Here is a 20,044-nt window from a genome sequence, read left to right as displayed (position 1 = left end):
AATTCCCTCTCCCTGTGGGAGAGGGTTAGGGTGAGGGTAAAAATCACAGCACCGAAGGTAACAGTCCCACCAGCCGCCCCTCTTCCAGGAGCTGCATCGCCTGGCGCATAAAAAAAGCCGGGTGGCGGCTTCGCCTTACCCGGCCTGCATTTCACACCAGTAGGCCCGGTAAGCGCAGCGCCACCGGGCAAAAAATCACAGCACCGAAGATAACAGCCACACCAGCCGCCCTTCTTCCAGAAGCTGCATCGCCTGGCGCATAAAAAAAGCCGGGTGGCGGCTTCGCCTTACCCGGCCTACATTTTGCACGCGTAGGCCCGGTAAGCGCAGCGCCACCGGGCGTTATTCACAGCACCGAAGGCAACAACCCTACCAGCCGCCCCTCTTCCAGGAGCTGCATCGCCTTATCAATATCCGGTGCAAAGAAGCGGTCATCATCGTAGTGCGATACGTGCTCGCGCAGTACATGACGCGCCTGCTCCAGCAGCGGGCTGGATTTTAGCCCTTCTCGCAGATCGATACCCTGACTTGCCGCCAGCCACTCCACCGCCAGCACGCCGCGGGTGTTGGAGGCCATTTCCCAGAGGCGACGCCCGGCAGCCGGCGCCATCGAAACGTGATCTTCCTGGTTCGCTGACGTTGGCAGGCTGTCCACACTGTGCGGGTGCGACAGGGCTTTGTTCTCGCTCGCCAGCGCCGCCGCGGTCACCTGGGCAATCATAAAGCCCGAGTTGACCCCGCCGTTACGCACCAGGAACGGCGGCAGCTGGGACATATGTTTATCCATCATCAGCGCGATGCGGCGCTCGGACAAGGCGCCGACTTCGGCAATCGCCAGGGCGATATTATCCGCCGCCATTGCCACCGACTCGGCGTGGAAGTTGCCCCCGGAGACCACCTCGTTTTCCTGGGCGAACACCAGCGGGTTATCGGACACCGCGTTGGCCTCCACCAGCAGCACCTCTGCCGCCTGGCGCAGCTGCGTCAGGCACGCGCCCATCACCTGCGGCTGGCAGCGCAGGGAATACGGATCCTGAACCTTCTCGCAGTTATGGTGTGAATCGGCAATTTCGCTGGTGTCGGTAAGCACGTGACGGTACATCGCGGCGGCATCAATCTGCCCGCGCTGACCGCGCACCTCGTGGATGCGGGCATCGAACGGGCGACGCGAGCCCAGCACGGCTTCGGTAGTCAGCGCACCGCACACCACCGCCGAGGCAAACAGCTCTTCCGCTTCAAACAGGCCGCGCAGCGCGAAAGCGGTCGATGCCTGCGTGCCGTTCAGCAGCGCCAGCCCCTCTTTCGCCGCCAGGGTGATCGGGTTTAACCCGGCTTTTTTCAGCGCCTCTTTCGCAGGAAGCCACTCGCCCTGCCAGCGCGCTTTGCCTTCGCCCAGCAGCAGCAGCGACATGTGCGCCAGCGGCGCAAGATCGCCGGATGCGCCGACGGAACCTTTCGCCGGGATCCACGGATAGACTTCCGCATTGACCAGCGCCATCAGCGCCTGAATCACGCTCAGGCGAATGCCGGAGAAGCCGCGGGCCAGGCTGTTGATTTTGAGCACCATCATCAGACGGACAATCTCATCATCCAGCGGCTGACCCACGCCCGCCGCATGTGACAGCACCAGCGAACGCTGTAAGTTTTCCAGATCGTGTGTCGCGATGCGGGTCTGCGCCAGCAGGCCAAATCCGGTGTTAATCCCGTAGGCGGTGCGCCCTTCGGCAACGATGGCTTCGACGCAGGCGACGCTGTCGTTAATGGCGGCGTGGGCGCTTTCATCCAGCGACAGGGTGACCGGCTTGCGCCAGACGTTACGCAGCTGTTTGAGCGTCAGCGAGCCGGGAGTGAGTGTTAACGCGTTCATTAATGCTTTCCTTGTGTGGCAGGGATCATCGGCAGGTTAAGCCCCTGCTCTTTGGCACAGTCAATGGCAATCTCATAACCCGCATCCGCGTGACGCATCACGCCGGTTGCCGGGTCGTTGTGCAGTACGCGAGCGATACGCGCGGCGGCTTCATCGGTTCCGTCGCAGACGATGACCATCCCGGAATGCTGGGAGAAGCCCATCCCCACGCCGCCGCCGTGGTGCAGCGATACCCAGGTCGCACCGCTGGCGGTATTCAGCAGAGCGTTCAGCAATGGCCAGTCGGAGACCGCATCCGAGCCGTCGCGCATGGCTTCGGTTTCGCGGTTCGGGCTGGCGACGGAGCCGGAGTCCAGGTGGTCGCGGCCGATGACGATCGGCGCGGAAACCTCACCGCTGCGCACCATTTCGTTGAAGGCGAGGCCGAGTTTTTGACGCCACTCCAGCCCTACCCAGCAGATACGCGCCGGCAGGCCCTGGAAGTTAATGCGCTCGCGGGCCATGTCCAGCCAGCGATGCAGGTGTTCGTCATCGGCGACGATCTCCTTCACTTTGGCGTCGGTTTTGTAGATATCCTCCGGGTCACCGGACAGGGCAACCCAGCGGAACGGACCGATACCGCGGCAGAACAGCGGGCGAATATAGGCAGGAACGAAGCCCGGGAAGTCGAACGCGTTATTCACGCCCATCTCTTTCGCCATCTGGCGGATGTTGTTGCCGTAGTCAAAGGTCGGAATGCCCGTCTGGCTAAAGGCCAGCATGGCGGAGACGTGCTCGGCCATGGAGCGTTTCGCAGCAAGTACCGTGCCTTCCGGGTCGGTTTCCGCTTTTTGCTGATATTCTTCCCACGTCCAGCCTTTTGGCAGGTAACCGTGCAGTGGGTCATGGGCGCTGGTCTGGTCGGTGACCAGATCCGGACGCACGCCGCGGGCGACGAGCTGCGGGAGAATGTCAGCCGCGTTGCCGCACAGGGCAATCGACACCGCTTTGCCTTCGGAGGTGTATTTTTTGATGCGCGCCAGCGCATCGTCCAGATCGGTTGCCTGCTCATCGACGTAGCGGGTGCGCAGACGGAAATCAATGCGGCTCTGCTGGCACTCAATGTTGAGCGAGCACGCGCCGGCAAGCGTGGCGGCCAGCGGCTGCGCGCCGCCCATGCCGCCAAGACCCGCAGTCAATACCCAACGGCCTTTCAGCGAGCCGTTATAGTGCTGGCGGCCGGCTTCCACGAAGGTTTCGTAGGTGCCCTGCACAATCCCCTGGCTGCCGATGTAGATCCAGCTACCCGCGGTCATCTGGCCGTACATCGCCAGCCCTTTCGCGTCCAGTTCGTTGAAGTGTTCCCACGTGGCCCAGTGCGGCACGAGGTTAGAGTTGGCGATCAGCACGCGCGGCGCGTTTTTGTGCGTTTTGAACACGCCCACCGGCTTGCCTGACTGCACCAGCAGGGTTTCGTCGTGTTCGAGTTCGGTCAGGGATTTTACAATTGCGTCATAGCATTCCCAGTTGCGCGCGGCGCGGCCTATGCCGCCGTAGACCACCAGCTCGTGGGGGTTTTCCGCCACCTCAGGGTCGAGGTTGTTCATCAACATGCGCAGCGGGGCTTCGGTGAGCCAGCTTTTGGCGGTAAGCGTGGTGCCGCGCGCGGCGCGGACGTCCTGCTGGCGGTATTTACCTGACGACATTGTGTGCTCCTCATAGGGGACAGATGATGCATTTAGATATACTTGTATAGACAAGCACACACAAGGTCAGATTTAACAAAAAAGATACAATTTTGTTATATTGCGTTAGCGATCACGCTTATAAAACTTATGACATGAAGTGGCCCTGCAGCCGGTAGCGATTCCCCGGGAAAAGCAGCCGGGCATGCGACACAATGTGCGACGAGGACCAGGTTCGACGGCGGATCAGCAGGCACGGATCGTGCTCTTTAATGCGTAGCCTTTCACACTCCTGCGGCGTGGCGCGCACGGCCTCCACAATGTGCTCCCCTTCCGTCAGCGGTGCGACGAGCGAGAGATAGGCGTGCGGCGTGGTCTGGGTGTAATCCTGGTTCAGATAGTCCGGTATCCGCTCAGCGTTCACGCAGCGATCTTCAATCTGCACCGGAATGTCGTTTTCGAAATGCACCATCACGGAGTGGAAAATGCGGCTGCCTTCCTTGACGTTAAGCTCTGTGGCCTGCTCGGCGCTGGCCTGGGTCTCTTCGAGCACCAGCACCTCACAGCGGTGCTGATGACTACGCGCGGCTATCTCGTCCGCAATGCTGCGGATTTCAAACAGGGCCGACTGTCCTTTCGGTTCCGCCACAAACGTCCCCACGCCCTGCAGGCGCACCAGAAGCCCTTCGTCAGTCAGCTCGCGCAGCGCCCGGTTGACGGTCATCCGGCTAAAACCAAACTGCGCCACCAGCTCGGCCTCCGAGGGAATGCGATCGTGCGGGCGCCAGACGCCGGTAGCGATTTTTTCGCTAATTGCCTGCTTCACCTTTTCGTAGAAAGGCGCGGGAGGGCTCGACTGCGGCAGAGGTGAGCGTGAAAACATCGTGACTCCTTGAATAGTATTATGCCCACCAGTGAGCAATTTGCCAGGCCAGGCGGGCGGCAAGCTTAGCGCCCTGTCCGTCCCGATCGTACTGCGGGTTAAACTCTACCAGATCGGCGGCCTGTAGCTTACCGCTGCGGCAGATTTGTTCGATAACCGGGAGAAGATCCAGCGCCGGTATGCCTAACGCGGCCGGTGCGGACACGGCAGGCATTTCGCTGGCGGGCAGGACGTCCAGGTCGATTGTCAGATAGATACGATCGGCCTGCGCCAGCACCCTTTCCAGGGCGGATAGCGCATCGCGCCTGAAATGGAGATCTTCCACCAGCGTGACGTTCAGGCGTTCGGCCTCATCCCACAGCGCCAGCGTGTTCGCCGCCCGGCTCACGCCAAGGCAGGCGTAGTGAAATTCCCGCCCGCGCTCATCGCAGTAGCGCGCCAGCTGGCGAAACGGGGTGCCGGACGTGGCATGATCGGCCTTGCGCAGATCGAGATGGGCATCAAGGTTGATAATGACAACCCGCTCGTTCGGGAAGGCGTCCAGCACGCCGCGACCGTGCGCCCAGGCGGTTTCGTGCCCGCCGCCAAACACCAGCGTCCGCATCCCGGACTGCTGGTAGGCCGTGACGGCATCGCTTAACGCCTGCTGCGCCGCTTCCAGCTCGTCGCCTTCAACGTACACCGAGCCCATATCCGCCAGCCGTTCGTGCCCCTGATGGCTTGCCATATTTGCCAGCGCTTTTCGCAGCATATCCGGTGCCTGCACGGCGCCGGGCCTGCCCTGATTGCGTTTTACCCCTTCATCACATTCAAAACCTATCAGCGCGATGCCGGATGAAAGCGGCGTGAACTGTCCCTGCTGCTTTATCGTCTGGAAAATGCGCTTTGCACTGCTGGCCTCGGCGCTGTCGTCGCGCCCCTGCCAGACCGTTTCGGCTACCGGCCGCCATAACTTCATACTGCCTCCCCACGGAAAATACGTTGATACAGCGGATTGCGTCCCGGCTCGTAGACCATCTCAACCGGATGGCGAGCATCCCAGACGATAAAATCAGCGACAAACCCTGCCCGCAGCTGTCCGTGGGTTGCGCCACGGCCCAGCGCCTGCGCGGCATGCCGCGTGACGCCGGCCCAGGCTTCTTCAGGGGTCAAGCCAAACTGGACGCAGGCCATGTTCATCGCCAGGTGCAGGCTGGCAAACGGGCTGGTGCCGGGGTTATAGTCGGTCGCGACGGCCATCGGAACACCGCGTTTTCTGAGCTGTTCAACAGGCGGACGCTGGCGCTCCTGAAGAAAATAGAACGCGCCCGGCAACAGGACGGCAACCGTGCCGCTTTCCGCCATCGCCTGAACGCCTGCGTCGTCGAGATACTCAATATGATCGGCTGAAAGGCCCTTATACTGGCTGACCAGCGCCGCGCCGCCCTGATTCGACAGCTGTTCGACGTGCCCTTTCACCGGAATACCGAGCGCGGTGGCAGCCTGGAAGAGGCGCTCGGTTTGCGACGGGGTGAAGCCGACGTTTTCACAAAACACGTCTACTGCTTCATATAGCTCTTTCTGCCACAGCGTGGGCAATATCTGCTCGCAGACCAGCGTGAGGTACGCATCGGGATCCTGCCGGTATTCCGGCGGAACCGCATGCGCGGCCAGCAGCGTTGGGCTGATATCGATCGGATTATTGAGGCTCAGCTGGTGCGCGACCTGCAGCATCTTCTCTTCGGCCTCGGGGTTTAGACCGTATCCCGACTTGATTTCAACCGTAGTGACGCCTTCATTCATAAGACGCTGAAGCCGCTGCTGCGCCAGCTTAAGCAGGGTTTCGGGCGAGCTGCTGCGCGTCGCCGTCACGGTAGCGTTAATCCCGCCCCCCTGGGCGCTGATGGTTTGATAAGAGACGCCGTTCAGACGCTGCTCCCACTCCGCCGCGCGATCCCCGCCAAACACCAGGTGGGTATGGCAGTCAATCAGGCCAGGCGTGACCAGACGTCCCTGAAGATCGACACAGTGTCGGTGTCCGGAAGGAATGTCAGATTCAGAGATCACGGCCAGAATAGTGTGGCCGCGCACGACCAGGGCGTGTTGCTCTTTCAATCCGTAAGGCTCAGGTAAGTCCGGCGCCATCGTAGCCAGTCGCGCATTTCGCCATATTACATCGTCGGGATGAATCTGCTGCATGAGGCATTCCACTTGTCTTAGGTTGTATAGACATTTATTTGCATCCACCGTCTACTGTCAACCGCCTTGACTGAAAATGTTATTTATTTGTGATCACTTACCTGCCGCTCCGGGGCTAAAAATGCAACTTTTACCCTTTTTATCTTCCCGTTTCGCTCAACTTAGTATAAAAAAGCAGGCTATTTCGTCTATCCCGTTTAAGACTTGCATACCCAGGAGCTCTACCTTGAACATTTCCAGGATTTCCCGTCTGGCGTTAGCACTCGCCTTTGGCGTGACCTTATCCGCATGCAGTTCAACACCACCGGATCAGCGTCCTTCTGAGCAGGTTGCGCCCGGTACCGCCTCCCGCCCGATTTTGTCCGCTGATGAAGCGAAGAACTTCGATCGTGCGCACTACTTCTCGGCGATGGATCCTAACGCTGCGCCGTGGACACCGTCTTCTATTAACCTGCCTAAACAGCCTGACTTCGTGGTTGGCCCGGCGGGTGCGCAGGGCGTAACGCATACCTCTATTCAGGCTGCGGTTGATGCTGCCATCACTAAGCACAGCGCGTCTCGCCAGTACATCGCGATCCTGCCAGGTGAATATGAAGGCACCGTGTATGTTCCGGCGGCCCCTGGCAGCATTACGCTTTACGGTCTGGGCGAAAAAGCGATCGACGTAAAAATTGGCCTGGCGATTGATTCCGAAATCGACAGCAACACCTGGCGTCACCTGGTGAACCCGGCCGGTAAATATATGCCGGGTAAACCGGCGTGGTACATGTTTGATAACTGCCAGAGCAAGCGTTCCGCCACCATTGGCGTGATGTGCTCGGCGGTATTCTGGTCTCAGAATAACGGTCTGCAGCTGCAGAACCTGACCATTCAGAATACCCTGGGCGACAGCGTTGATGCCGGCAGCCACCAGGCCGTTGCGCTGCGTAGCGATGGCGATCAGGTGCAGATTAACAACGTTAACATTCTGGGCCGTCAGAACACCTTCTTCGTGACCAACAGCGGCGTGCAGAACACCCTGCAGAATAACCGCCTGACCCGTACCCTGGTGACCAACAGCTACGTTGAAGGTGACGTGGATCTGGTGTCCGGCCGCGGCGCGGTGGTGTTTGATAATACCGATTTCCGCGTGGTGAACTCACGTACTCAGCAGGAAGGTTACGTGTTTGCTCCAGCAACCCAGTCTAACCTCTTCTACGGCTTCCTGGCCGTGAACAGCCGCTTTAACGCTGCCGGTGACGGCGTGGCGCAGCTGGGACGCTCCCTTGACGTCGACTCTGCGACCAACGGCCAGGTCGTGATCCGCGACAGCGTGATCAACGAAGGCTTTAACATGGCGAAGCCGTGGGCTGATGCCGCGATCTCCAAACGTCCATTCTCCGGCAACACCGGCGCGGTGGATGATAAAGGGAACGTGCAGCGCAATCTGAACGACGCTAACTTCAACCGCATGTGGGAATACAACAACCGCGGTCTGGGTAGTAAAGTGGTTGCTGAGCCGAAGCAGTAAGCTGTTTTGCCGGGTGGCGGCTTCGCCTTACCCGGTCTACAAAGATAAAAAAACCTCGCATTCGCGAGGTTTTTTGTTTTTAGCCGCTTAGTGAGCGTTTACCACGACCCACATTGGCCCCTGGCCTACGGCATAACGCCCTTTCTCTTCCAGCAGCCCCTGCTCGCCTTTAATTTCATACAGCGCGATGTGGTGGGATTTCTGCCCCGCCGCAATGAGGTATTTACCGCTGTGATCGATATTAAAGCCGCGCGGCTGGGTTTCCGTTGGCTGGAACCCTTCAATCGCCAGCACGCTGCCGTCTTCAGAGACGCTAAAGACGGTAATCAGGCTGGAGGTACGGTCGCAGGCGTACAGATGGCGGCCATTTGGCGTAATGTGGATATCCGCCGCCCAGCGGGTGTCGGAGAAGTCGGACGGCATCATGTCGAGTGTTTGCACGCACTCGATCTGACCGTTAGGATCTTTCAGCTCCCAGACGTCCACAGAGCTGTTCAGTTCATTAACCACGTAGGCGTACTGCTGGTTCGGATGGAAGACCATATGGCGCGGACCCGCGCCTTCAACGGTAGTCACTTCGGCAGGATGCTGCGCCACCAGGTGACCATCGTCGCTCAGGGTGAACAGGCAGATGCGATCCTGCTTCAGCGCAGGCACCCACAGCGTGCGGTTATCCGGCGTGATATTCGCCGAGTGGCAGCCTTCAAGCCCTTCCACCACCTCGACGGTTTCGACCGGAATACCATCTTCCAGACGCGTTACGCTGACGCAGCCCGCGTTATAAGAGCCGCTGAAGACAAAGTTGCCTTTACGATCGGTCGAGATATGGGTTGGGCTGCCCGGCAGTGGTGCTTCGGCAGTGTACGTCAGCGCGCCATCGTCCGGAGAAATGCGATAGGCCAGCACGCGGAACTCCGGGCGCACACCCACGTACAAGAAACGTTTATCCGGGCTGATGACCATCGGTTGCACCTGGCCTGGCACATCAACAACCTGAACCAGCGTGAGTGTCCCTTCGGTATTTAAACGCCAGACGTGGATCTGCTGGCTTTCAGGACTGGCGGTATAAACGGTTTGTTTCATGAATATTCACTCCTCACTGCGCATGAAAGTAGTTAACTTTTGACGGTGAATGCTGAATTGTCGACAGGAGTTTTGAAGCGTTCGCCTCTCGGTGTACCATCCCATCAAAACGTAAATTCAATATTAACCCGGGAAAACAGATGACCTCGCGTGTGATTGCTCTGGATTTAGACGGTACCTTACTGACGCCGCAAAAAACCCTTCTCCCCTCCTCCCTTAAGGCGCTAAAACGCGCGCAGGAAGTGGGATATCAACTCCTTATCGTAACGGGTCGACATCACGTTGCCATTCACCCTTTTTATCAGGCACTGGCGTTAGATACACCTGCAATTTGTTGTAATGGCACTTATTTGTATGATTATCAGGCAAAAAAGGTTTTAGAATCCGACCCGCTGCCGGTTCCCCAGGCACTGCAGCTGATCGATCTGCTGGATGAGCATGCCGTTCACGGCCTGATGTACGTGGATAACGCGATGGTGTACGAGCGCCCTACTGGCCACGTGGTGCGCACCAGCAACTGGGCGCTGTCCCTGCCTGAAGCGCAGCGTCCGGTCTTTACCCAGGTTTCCTCCCTGCGTCAGGCAGCCCAGGACGTTGAGGCTATCTGGAAATTCGCCCTGACCGATGAAGACACCACCAAACTGAATACCTTCGCAAAACACGTGGAGCAGACGCTGGGTCTGGAGTGCGAATGGTCCTGGCATGACCAGGTGGACATTGCCCGCAAAGGCAACAGCAAAGGCAAGCGCCTGACGCAGTATGTGGAAGCAAAAGGCTGGTCGATGCGTGACGTGATCGCCTTCGGCGACAACTACAACGATATCAGCATGCTGGAAGCCGCCGGTACCGGCGTGGCGATGGGCAATGCCGATGATGCGGTCAAAGCCCGCGCCAACGTGGTGATTGGCGACAACACCACCGACAGCATCGCGCAGTACATTTACACCCACCTGCTGTAATCAGGCGGTGATCGAGACGCTCTTAATTTGCGCGTAAAGCCACAGGCCGGGTTTGATCCCTAACTCATCCCTCGCCCACGGGCTGATGCGCGCCCAGAGCGTCCTGCTGCCGACTTCAAGCTTCACTTCCACCTGCCCGTTATCATCAAAACACTCCGCGACTTTGGCGCGCAGAATATTTCGAATACTGGTTTGCAGCGGCGGCTGCAGCACCAGCGAGACGTCCGACGCCTGGATGCGAATCCGCAGCGCGGACTGCAACGGTTTGTCGATCTTATTGACCCACAGATGCTGGTCGCCCAGCGCCAGGGCGGTCATTGCGTAGTGTGGATGGTGTTCCAGAACGCTCACTTTCAGGATGCTGCTCTGCTGTTCCCGGGGTAACCACGGGTGCATTACGCTGCTGCCCCACACCTCTTCCAGGTTGCCGAAGGCCTTAACGCTGCCCTCTTCCAGCACCAGCACCTTGTCGGCCAGATGGAGGATCTCATCCAGCGAATGGCTGACGTAGAGCATCGGAATATTAATTTCGCGCGTCAGGCGCTGTAGATAAGGCAGAAGTTCGCGTTTACGCGGAATATCGAGCGAGGCCAGCGGTTCGTCGAGCAGCAGCAGTTCGGGGGCTGTCAGCAACGCGCGGCCAATGGCCACACGCTGTTTTTCTCCGCCGGAGAGCGAGGAGGGCAGCCTGTCGAGCAGAGGCTCAATGCCTAAAAGCGTCACCAGCTTATCAAACTGCCCGGCCATGCTTTTCGCCATGCCGTAACGCAGGTTGCCGCGCACGCTGTAGTGCGGGAACAGGCGCGCGTCCTGGAAAACATAGCCGATGCGGCGCTTATCCGGCGAGAGGTAAACCTTATTCTCCACGTCATTCAGGACGCGGTCATTCAGGACAATACGGCCAGACTGCGGGCGGGTCAGGCCGCTGATGGCATTAATCAGCGACGTTTTTCCCGCCCCCGACACGCCAAAGATAGCGGTGATACCGCTGGCCGGCAGCGTTTCGTTAAGCGTCAGGGTATGGTTTCCCAGCGTCTGGGTAAAATGGAGTTCCAGCATGCTTATTTCCCCATCCGCTCGCGGCTGATCCGCGCCAGCCATTCAGACACCATTAGCGATGCCAGCGCCAGCACAATTGAAATAATACACAGCCGCGCCGCCGCGCCTTCACCGCCCGGCGTTTGAATCAGGGTATACATTGCCGACGGGATGGTTCGCGTCTCGCCGGGGATGTTCGACACAAACGTGATCGTCGCGCCAAACTCGCCCAGCGAGCGGGCAAAGGCCAGTACCGTACCAACAATAATGCCGGGTAGCGTCAGGGGTAGCGTGATGGTGAAAAAGACGCGCCAGCGCCCTGCGCCCAGCGTGCGGGCCGCCTGTTCGAGCTTCATGTCCACGCCTTCCAGCGCGAGGCGTATCGCCCTCACCATCAGCGGGAATGACATCACCGCCGCCGCCAGTACCGCACCGCGCCAGCTAAACGCAAACGTCAGCCCAAACCAGTCGTAGAGCTTCTCGCCGATAAAACCGCGTCGCCCCATCGAAATCAGCAGCAGGTAACCGACCACCACGGGCGGCAAAACGAGCGGAAGATGAAGCACGCTGTCGAGCAGCGTTTTGCCGGGAAACTGACAGCGAACCAGTAGCCAGGCAAAGAAGATCCCAAAGGGCAAGCTCAGCGCAACCGCCAGGGAAGAGACTTTTAGGCTCAGCAGAACAGCCTGCCATTCAGGATCGGTCAATATCATCAGTGAGTCGTGAATCCATAACGTTTAAAGATTGCGGACGCCTCCGGCCCTTTCAGGTAATCGCGGAAGGCCGTCACGGCCGCATTTTTATGTCCATCAACAATCGCAACAGGATATTCCACTTTCTTGTGGGAGTCTTCCGGGAACGTTGCGACCACTTTTACACCTTTACTGGCAACGGCATCAGAGCCATACACAATGCCCAGCGGGGCTTCATTGCGTTCTACCAGCGCCAGAGCGCCGCGCACGTCTTCCGCCGGGGCCAGCTTCGGTGACAATGTCTCCCATGCGCCCAGCTTTTGCAGCGCTTCTTTGGCATAAATCCCGGCCGGAACGTGCTCCGGGTCGCCCACCGCCAGACGGCCACCGTTCAGCAGGCTCGTCCAGTTGGTCTGTTTGTTGATGGTGATGTCCGCCTGCGCGCTGGCTTTTGGCGCCACGACAACCAGGCTATTCCCCAGCAGCGTTTCGCGGGTTGTGGCATCAATCGATTTCTTCTCCGCCGCGTAATCCATCCACTTCTGGTCAGCAGAGATGAACAGATCCGCCGGTGCGCCAGCTTCTATCTGGCGCGCCAGCGTCGAGGAAGAGGCAAAAGAGGAAACCACCTCGACGTTTTTCTCTTTTTTATACGCCGCCGCGATGTCCTGCAGCGCGTTGGTCAGCGACGCCGCGGCAAAGACCGTGATTTTACCCTCGTCCGCCAGCGCGTGTCCGGTAAGTGAAAGCGTCAGCGTTGCCCCTGCGAAAAGGCGTACCCATGAACGTGCCATCTGTAACTCCTGTGAGTAGCGTTATATACATATTAATATAACGGTAACGTCAGGGAGATCCCAGCGTTTAATCGTACCGCTGAAGGGGTAAACCGGTGTGATGCGTTAAATAATATCGGCGTAAACGGGAAAATCTTGAGAGCAAAACGCCCGGACTGGCCGGGCGTTTTGTGGGGAATCAATGCTGCTTTTTAGCCTGGTCTTTGTGACCAATGTTCGAAAAGACGTTGAACACTTCACCCAGGCCGTAGATGGCACCGAGGATGATGGCCATCACTACTGGTACCATGATCACGGCGAATACCAGACTTTTCAACAACTCTAACATGGTTTTCTCCAGATATTGTGAACAGCTTATTCTACCCTTTCAAGTGAGAAAAACATCCCCTTTTGTGCGGTACCCTTTGCGCCCTGCCCCATTTAGGCCACAATACTCTTTTTGCCAGGACACTGTTATGCAGGCCGAAATTCTCCTCACTCTACGACTTCAGCAAAAGCTTTTCGCCGATCCGCGACGTATCGCCCTGCTTAAACAAATAGAACAAACGGGCTCGATTAGCCAGGGGGCGAAAAACGCGGGCATCAGCTACAAAAGTGCCTGGGACGCCATCAACGAAATGAACACCCTGAGCGAACAACCGCTGGTGGACAGAGCCACGGGCGGCAAAGGCGGCGGCGGTGCGATCGTGACGCGCTATGGCCAGCGTCTTATTCAGCTTTACGATCTGCTGGCCCAGATCCAGCAAAAAGCGTTTGATGCGTTGAGCGACGACGATAACGTTCCGCTGGACAGCTTGCTGGCCGCCATTTCCCGCTTCTCGTTACAAACCAGCGCCCGCAACCAGTGGTTTGGAACGGTGACGGCGCGCGACAATCTCCAGGTACAGCAGCATATTGAGATCCTGCTTGCCGATGGCACCACCCGTCTGAAGGCCGCAATCACGGCGCAGAGCGCAGAGCGCCTTGAGCTTGATGAAGGTAAAGAGGTGCTGGTGCTGCTGAAAGCGCCGTGGGTCAATATCACGCGCGATCCCGACGCCGCAAAGGCGGCCGATAACCAGCTCCAGGGCGCAATTAGCCATATCGAACGCGGCCTGGCGCAGTGCGAAGTGCTGATGACCCTGGCAGACGGGCAACCGCTTTGCGCGACGATACCGCTTAGCGAAGCGGACGGTTTAGAGGAAGGTTCTGTCGTTACCGCCTGGTTCAACGCAGACCGGGTGATTATCGCCACATTGTGCTGAGCGCATTGACAATCGCGCCGACAGTGCGTATCCCTGATATCTATTGCTGCAAAAACAGGGATAAATCATGTCATCATTGCATATTTCGCAAGGCACGTTTCGTCTTAGCGATACCCGAACGCTGACGATTGCTGATTTGACGATACGCGCGGGTGAAAGCTGGGCGTTTGTCGGCACTAACGGCAGCGGTAAATCCGCTCTGGCCCGCGCGCTGGCCGGAGAGGCCCCCCTCCTCAAGGGCGAATACCAGGGCGACTTTACGCGCCTGACGCGCCTGTCATTTGAACAACTGCAAAAGCTGGTGAGCGACGAGTGGCAGCGCAATAACACTGATTTACTCAGCCCTGGCGAAGAAGATACAGGCCGTACGACGGCGGAAATTATTCAGGATGAGGTGAAAGATCCCGCCCGCTGTCTGCGCCTGGCAGAACGGTTCGGCATCACCGCCCTGCTGAACCGGCGCTTCAAATACCTTTCTACCGGCGAGACGCGAAAAACGCTGCTTTGCCAGGCGCTGATGAGCGAGCCCGAGCTGCTTATCCTCGACGAACCGTTTGATGGCCTTGACGTGCAGTCCCGTGCGCAGCTGGCGGGCCTGCTGGAGTCGCTTAATCAGCAGGGATATACCCTGGTTTTGGTGCTTAACCGCTTCGATGAAATTCCGGACTTTATTCAGCATGCAGGCGTACTGGCTGACTGTAACCTGACCGAGACCGGTGAAAAAACAGCGCTGCTCAAGCAGGCGCTCATTGCCCAGCTCGCGCACAGTGAACAACTCGACGGAATTACCCTTCCGGAACCTGACGCCCCTTCGGCCCGCCACGCGCTCGATCCCCACCAGCCGCGCATCGTGCTGCGGGATGGGATTGTCTCTTATGACGATCGCCCGATCCTCAACCGTCTTAGCTGGACGGTCAATCCCGGCGAGCACTGGCAGATCGTCGGCCCTAACGGCGCGGGAAAATCCACGCTGCTGAGCCTGATAACCGGCGATCACCCGCAGGGCTATAGCAACGATCTGACGCTGTTCGGTCGGCGTCGCGGCAGCGGCGAAACCATCTGGGATATTAAAAAACATATCGGCTACGTCAGCAGCAGCCTGCATCTGGATTACCGGGTCAGTACCACGGTACGCAACGTGATCCTTTCCGGGTATTTTGATTCCATCGGTATTTATCAGGCGGTGTCGGACAAACAGCACAAGCTGGCCCAGCAGTGGCTGGATATCCTGGGCATGGACAGCCGGGTGGCTGACGCGCCGTTTCATAGCCTGTCGTGGGGGCAGCAGCGTCTGGCCCTGATCGTTCGCGCGCTGGTGAAACACCCTACGCTTCTGATCCTCGACGAACCGCTGCAGGGACTCGATCCGCTGAATCGACAGCTTATCCGCCGCTTTGTGGACGTGCTGATTAGCGAAGGTGAAACGCAGCTGCTGTTCGTTTCACACCATGCCGAAGATGCCCCCGCCTGCATCACGCATCGCCTGGAGTTTGTTCCCGACGGTGAGGGTTATCGCTACCTTCTCAGCAACGTCGATTAATCGTGGAGGGCTCTGCCCTCCTCTTTTTCAGATAACTTGCATCAATACATCGCTATCTCTTTGATCTAGAATGCTCGGAGTCATTGTAAAAGCCAGTGTGAAACCGAGTGTAAACGATTCCACTATTTTATCCCATGTCACACTTTTCGCGTCTCTGTTATGCTATGGTTATTACATACCATAAGCCCAATGGAGCGAAATATGCGAGTTCTGGTAACAGGTGGTAGCGGTTACATAGGTAGTCATACCTGCGTGCAACTGCTGCAAAACGGTCACGACGTCATCATCCTCGACAACCTGTGCAACAGTAAGCGCAGCGTGCTGCCGGTGATTGAACGCCTTGGCGGTAAACAACCGACTTTCGTGGAAGGCGACATCCGCAACGAAGCGCTGATGACCGAGATCCTTCACGACCACGCCATCGAAGCGGTGATCCACTTCGCGGGCCTGAAAGCGGTCGGTGAATCCGTTGCGAAGCCGCTTGAGTATTACGACAACAACGTCAACGGTACCCTGCGTCTTATCTCCGCCATGCGCGCGGCGAACGTCAAAAACTTTATCTTTAGCTCCTCCGCCACCGTCTACGGCGATCAGCCCAAAATTCCTTACGTTGAAAGCTTCCCGACCGGCACCCCGCAAAGCCCGTACGGCAAAAGCAAGCTGATGGTGGAGCAGATCCTGACCGACCTGCAAAAAGCGCAGCCGGAGTGGAGCATCGCGCTGCTGCGCTACTTCAACCCGGTCGGCGCGCATCCGTCCGGCGATATGGGTGAAGATCCGCAGGGCATCCCGAACAACCTGATGCCGTATATCGCCCAGGTTGCCGTGGGCCGCCGCGACTCGCTGGCGATTTTTGGCAATGACTATCCGACCGAAGACGGCACCGGCGTGCGCGACTACATCCACGTGATGGATTTGGCCGACGGTCACGTTGCGGCCATGCAGCAGCTGGCCAACAAACCGGGCGTGCATATTTACAACCTCGGCGCCGGGGTCGGCAGCAGCGTGCTGGACGTGGTTAACGCCTTCAGCAAAGCCTGCGGTAAGCCGGTGAACTACCACTTCGCTCCGCGTCGTGATGGCGACCTGCCTGCTTACTGGGCCGATGCCACCAAAGCCGACAAAGAGCTCAACTGGCGTGTGACGCGCACGCTTGATGAAATGGCACAGGATACCTGGCACTGGCAGTCACGCCACCCGCAAGGCTATCCGGACTAAGGATCCGTCATGACGCAATTCAATCCCGTCGATCATCCGCATCGTCGTTTTAACCCGTTAAGCGGGCAATGGATTTTGGTTTCTCCGCATCGCGCCAAGCGCCCCTGGCAGGGGGCGCAGGAGACGCCTGCAAAACAGACGCTGCCACAGCACGACCCGGACTGCTTCCTCTGTCCGGGCAACACGCGCGTCACCGGGGACAAAAACCCGGATTACAAAGGCACCTTCGTCTTCACCAACGATTTTGCCGCCCTGATGACCGACACGCCGGACGCGCCGGAAAGCCACGATCCGCTGATGCGCTGCGAAAGCGCGCGCGGAACCAGCCGCGTAATCTGCTTCTCGCCCGATCACAGCAAAACGCTGCCGGAGCTGAGCGTGGACGCGCTGAAAGAGGTCGTCAGCACCTGGCAGGCGCAAACCGCAGAGCTGGGGCAGAGCTATCCGTGGGTGCAGGTGTTCGAAAACAAAGGCGCGGCCATGGGCTGCTCGAACCCGCACCCGCACGGCCAGGTCTGGGCGAACAGCTTCCTGCCTAACGAAGCCGAGCGTGAAGACCGTCTGCAGAAAGCGTATTTCGCGGAAAACGGTTCGCCGATGCTGGTGGATTACACCCAGCGCGAGCTGGCCGACGGCAGCCGCACCGTGGTGGAAACCGAACACTGGCTGGCCGTCGTCCCTTACTGGGCCGCCTGGCCGTTTGAAACGCTGCTGCTGCCGAAAGCGCACGTACAGCGCATCACCGATCTTAGCGACGCACAGCGCGACGACCTTGCCCTGGCGCTGAAAAAGCTCACCAGCCGTTACGACAACCTGTTCCAGTGCTCTTTCCCGTACTCCATGGGCTGGCACGGCGCCCCGTTTAACGGCGAAGAGAATCAACACTGGCAGCTGCACGCCCATTTCTATCCGCCGCTGCTGCGCTCTGCGACGGTGCGTAAATTCATGGTGGGCTATGAAATGCTGGCGGAAACCCAGCGTGACCTGACGGCGGAACAGGCGGCAGAACGTCTGCGTGCCGTTAGCGACGTCCACTATCGCGAATCAGGAGTCTAAAAAATGAGTCTGAAAGATAAAACCCAATCCCTGTTTGCTGAGAAATTTGGCTACCCTGCCACCCACGTTATCCAGGCGCCGGGCCGCGTTAATCTGATCGGTGAACACACCGACTATAACGACGGTTTCGTGCTGCCGTGCGCCATCGATTACCAGACCGTCATCAGCTGCGCGAAGCGCGACGACCGTAAAGTCCGCGTGATTGCGGCGGATTACGATAATGAGGCGGACGAGTTTTCCCTCGATGCCCCGATTGTGACGCACGACAGCCAGCAGTGGTCTAACTACGTGCGCGGCGTGGTGAAACACCTTCAGAAGCGCAACAAGAACTTTGGCGGTGCGGACTTAGTTATCAGCGGCAACGTGCCGCAGGGTGCGGGCTTAAGCTCCTCTGCGTCTCTGGAAGTCGCCGTGGGTACCGTGTTCCAGCAGCTTTATCATCTGCCGCTGGACGGCGCGCAAATCGCCCTGAACGGTCAGGAAGCAGAAAACCAGTTCGTGGGCTGTAACTGCGGCATTATGGACCAGCTGATCTCCGCGCTGGGCAAAAAAGAGCATGCCCTGTTAATTGACTGCCGCTCGCTGGGTACCAAAGCCGTTCCCCTGCCGAAAGGCGCGGCTGTGGTGATCGTCAACAGCAACTTTAAGCGCACGCTGGTGGGCAGCGAATACAACACCCGCCGCCAGCAGTGTGAAACCGGCGCCCGCTTCTTCCAGCAGCCCGCCCTGCGCGACGTGACGCTCAATGAATTTAACAAAGTGGCGCACGAGCTGGATCCGGTTGTCGCCAAACGCGTTCGTCACGTGCTGACGGAAAATGCCCGTACCGTCGAAGCCGCGTCCGCGCTGGCGAAAGGCGATCTGAAACGCATGGGTGAGCTGATGGCGGAATCGCACGCCTCCATGCGCGATGATTTTGAAATCACCGTTCCGCAGATCGACACCCTGGTGGACATCGTTAAAGCCACCATTGGCGACAAAGGCGGCGTGCGCATGACGGGCGGCGGCTTTGGCGGCTGCATCGTTGCGCTGGTGCCTGAAGAGCTGGTCCCTGCCGTACAGGACGCCGTGGCGAAGCAGTACGAAGCAAAAACGGGCATCAAAGAAACCTTCTATGTTTGTAAAGCATCACAAGGAGCCGGACAGTGCTAAACGAAACACCTACCCTCGCACCGGATGGTCTGCCGTATCGCCTGTTAACCCTGCGCAACAGCGCGGGGATGGTCGTTACGGTGATGGACTGGGGGGCAACCCTTCTTTCTGCCCGCGTACCGATGCCGGACGGCAGCGTGCGCGAGACCCTGCTCGGCTGCGCCTCGCCTGAGCAGTACGTTAATCAGTCCGCCTATCTGGGCGCATCCGTTGGGCGCTATGCTAACCGCATCGCGAAAAGCCGTTTTGAACTCGACGGCGTTCAGTACGCCCTGCTTCCAAGCCAGGGTGAGAACCAGCTGCACGGCGGCCCGGACGGGTTTGATAAACGCCGCTGGAAAATTGTTCGTCAAAACGACGGGGAAGTGCTGTTCTCGCTGGATTCGCCTGATGGCGATCAGGGCTTCCCGGGGAACCTTACCGCGTCCGCGCGCTTTACGCTGACCGACGACAACCGTATCGCCATTGAATACCGTGCGACGGTCGACAAGCCGTGTCCGGTCAACCTGACCAATCACGCGTACTTTAATCTGGACGGTAACCAGTGCGACGTGCGTGAGCACAAGCTGCAGATCCTGGCGGATGCGTATCTGCCGGTTGACGAGATGGGCATTCCGCATCAGGGCCTCAAAGACGTGAACGGCACCAGCTTCGACTTCCGCAGCGCAAAATCCATCGCCCAGGATTTCCTGAGCGATGACGATCAGCGCAAGGTGAAAGGCTACGACCACGCTTTCCTGCTGCAGGCCAAAGGCGATGTGAAACAGCCTGCCGCGCAGGTCTGGTCTGCGGATGAGAAGCTGCAGATGACGGTTTATACCACCGCCCCTGCCCTGCAGTTTTACTCAGGCAACTACCTCGGCGGCACGACGGCGCGCGAACACGATGAGTACAGCGACTGGCAAGGCCTGGCGCTGGAGAGCGAGTTCCTGCCGGACAGCCCGAACCATCCGGAATGGCCGCAGCCGGACTGCGTGCTGCGCCCGGGTGAAGAGTACGTGAGCGTCACCGAGTATCATTTCATTCCGCGCGCTTAACGCCCGGCGGCGCTACGCTTGCACGGACCTACGGGTAGGCCGGATAAGCGAAGCGCCATCCGGCAAAAAACGCCAGCCCTCACAACGAGGGCTTTTTTCTGCGCGCCTTGCTGAAAATAGCGCCGATCG

The 20,044-nt window shown here is 58.7% G+C and carries 18 protein-coding genes; 8 read left to right on the top strand and 10 right to left on the bottom strand.

Annotated elements, in window-relative coordinates:
• Positions 1-346 precede the first annotated feature (346 nt).
• The 5 genes from hutH to hutI form a co-directional block, all read right to left on the bottom strand.
• Complete coding sequence (gene hutH / locus P346_RS06440) at positions 347-1,867, bottom strand: histidine ammonia-lyase (protein ID WP_032661203.1); 1,521 nt, start codon at positions 1,865-1,867, stop codon at positions 347-349.
• The gene (hutU, locus tag P346_RS06445; protein WP_032661201.1) at positions 1,867-3,552 is read right to left on the bottom strand and encodes a urocanate hydratase; all 1,686 of its coding nucleotides are present in this window, start codon (positions 3,550-3,552) and stop codon (positions 1,867-1,869) included. The genes hutH and hutU overlap by 1 nt, the downstream gene beginning before the upstream one ends.
• Positions 3,553-3,679: 127 nt before the next feature.
• On the bottom strand, positions 3,680-4,414 hold the full coding sequence (locus tag P346_RS06450) for a histidine utilization repressor (RefSeq protein ID WP_032661199.1): 735 nt from the start codon (positions 4,412-4,414) through the stop codon (positions 3,680-3,682).
• 19 nt (positions 4,415-4,433) lie between these two features.
• On the bottom strand, positions 4,434-5,372 hold the full coding sequence (gene hutG / locus P346_RS06455; RefSeq protein WP_032661196.1) for a formimidoylglutamase: 939 nt from the start codon (positions 5,370-5,372) through the stop codon (positions 4,434-4,436).
• On the bottom strand, positions 5,369-6,592 hold the full coding sequence (gene hutI / locus P346_RS06460) for an imidazolonepropionase (RefSeq protein WP_032661194.1): 1,224 nt from the start codon (positions 6,590-6,592) through the stop codon (positions 5,369-5,371). Before hutI ends, hutG begins: the two co-directional genes overlap by 4 nt.
• Before the next feature lie 226 nt (positions 6,593-6,818).
• Between hutI and P346_RS06465 the strand changes: the two genes are divergently transcribed.
• Positions 6,819-8,102, top strand: a complete 1,284-nt coding sequence (locus P346_RS06465; RefSeq protein WP_032661191.1) for a putative acyl-CoA thioester hydrolase — start codon at positions 6,819-6,821, stop codon at positions 8,100-8,102.
• A gap of 87 nt (positions 8,103-8,189) precedes the next feature.
• On the opposite strand, the gene pgl is transcribed toward P346_RS06465, so the two are convergent.
• Complete coding sequence (gene pgl, locus P346_RS06470; RefSeq protein ID WP_032661189.1) at positions 8,190-9,185, bottom strand: 6-phosphogluconolactonase; 996 nt, start codon at positions 9,183-9,185, stop codon at positions 8,190-8,192.
• Positions 9,186-9,325: 140 nt separating this feature from the next.
• Here pgl and P346_RS06475 point away from each other — a divergent pair, with 140 nt between their 5' ends.
• Complete coding sequence (locus tag P346_RS06475; RefSeq protein ID WP_032661187.1) at positions 9,326-10,144, top strand: pyridoxal phosphatase; 819 nt, start codon at positions 9,326-9,328, stop codon at positions 10,142-10,144.
• On the opposite strand, the gene modC is transcribed toward P346_RS06475, so the two are convergent.
• The 4 genes from modC to P346_RS06495 all read right to left on the bottom strand — a co-directional run bounded on the left by modC (position 10,145) and on the right by P346_RS06495 (position 12,996).
• Positions 10,145-11,203 carry a molybdenum ABC transporter ATP-binding protein ModC gene (gene modC / locus P346_RS06480; protein ID WP_032661184.1) on the bottom strand — a complete coding sequence of 353 codons (1,059 nt, stop codon included), beginning with the start codon at positions 11,201-11,203 and terminating at the stop codon, positions 10,145-10,147.
• Between the two features lie 2 nt (positions 11,204-11,205).
• Positions 11,206-11,895 carry a molybdate ABC transporter permease subunit gene (gene modB, locus P346_RS06485; RefSeq protein ID WP_032661182.1) on the bottom strand — a complete coding sequence of 230 codons (690 nt, stop codon included), beginning with the start codon at positions 11,893-11,895 and terminating at the stop codon, positions 11,206-11,208.
• Positions 11,895-12,668, bottom strand: a complete 774-nt coding sequence (gene modA, locus P346_RS06490) for a molybdate ABC transporter substrate-binding protein (RefSeq protein ID WP_032661179.1) — start codon at positions 12,666-12,668, stop codon at positions 11,895-11,897. Before modA ends, modB begins: the two co-directional genes overlap by 1 nt.
• A 178-nt stretch (positions 12,669-12,846) precedes the next feature.
• Positions 12,847-12,996 carry an AcrZ family multidrug efflux pump-associated protein gene (locus tag P346_RS06495; RefSeq protein WP_023310811.1) on the bottom strand — a complete coding sequence of 50 codons (150 nt, stop codon included), beginning with the start codon at positions 12,994-12,996 and terminating at the stop codon, positions 12,847-12,849.
• Between the two features lie 127 nt (positions 12,997-13,123).
• Here P346_RS06495 and modE point away from each other — a divergent pair, with 127 nt between their 5' ends.
• The 6 genes from modE to galM all read left to right on the top strand — a co-directional run bounded on the left by modE (position 13,124) and on the right by galM (position 19,915).
• On the top strand, positions 13,124-13,912 hold the full coding sequence (modE, locus tag P346_RS06500) for a molybdenum-dependent transcriptional regulator (protein ID WP_032661177.1): 789 nt from the start codon (positions 13,124-13,126) through the stop codon (positions 13,910-13,912).
• Between the two features lie 67 nt (positions 13,913-13,979).
• Complete coding sequence (modF, locus tag P346_RS06505) at positions 13,980-15,452, top strand: molybdate ABC transporter ATP-binding protein ModF (RefSeq protein ID WP_032661175.1); 1,473 nt, start codon at positions 13,980-13,982, stop codon at positions 15,450-15,452.
• A 201-nt stretch (positions 15,453-15,653) separates the two neighbouring features.
• Entirely contained in the window at positions 15,654-16,670 is a 1,017-nt protein-coding gene (gene galE, locus P346_RS06510; RefSeq protein ID WP_023334950.1) for a UDP-glucose 4-epimerase GalE, read from the top strand.
• Between the two features lie 9 nt (positions 16,671-16,679).
• Positions 16,680-17,726 (top strand): galactose-1-phosphate uridylyltransferase, encoded by a 1,047-nt coding sequence (galT, locus tag P346_RS06515; protein ID WP_032661172.1) that lies wholly within the window; start codon positions 16,680-16,682, stop codon positions 17,724-17,726.
• Between the two features lie 3 nt (positions 17,727-17,729).
• Positions 17,730-18,878: a galactokinase gene (gene galK, locus P346_RS06520; protein ID WP_032661169.1), complete on the top strand. Its 1,149-nt coding sequence runs from the start codon at positions 17,730-17,732 to the stop codon at positions 18,876-18,878.
• Positions 18,872-19,915 carry a galactose-1-epimerase gene (galM, locus tag P346_RS06525; protein ID WP_032661166.1) on the top strand — a complete coding sequence of 348 codons (1,044 nt, stop codon included), beginning with the start codon at positions 18,872-18,874 and terminating at the stop codon, positions 19,913-19,915. Before galK ends, galM begins: the two co-directional genes overlap by 7 nt.
• Positions 19,916-20,044: the final 129 nt, after the last annotated feature.

This window comes from Enterobacter sp. DC1 (genome assembly GCF_000568075.1).
Taxonomy (GTDB): Bacteria; Pseudomonadota; Gammaproteobacteria; order Enterobacterales; family Enterobacteriaceae; genus Enterobacter; species Enterobacter asburiae.
Note: the sequence above shows the minus strand (reverse complement) of the source record. Positions and strands in the feature narration are given on the sequence as shown.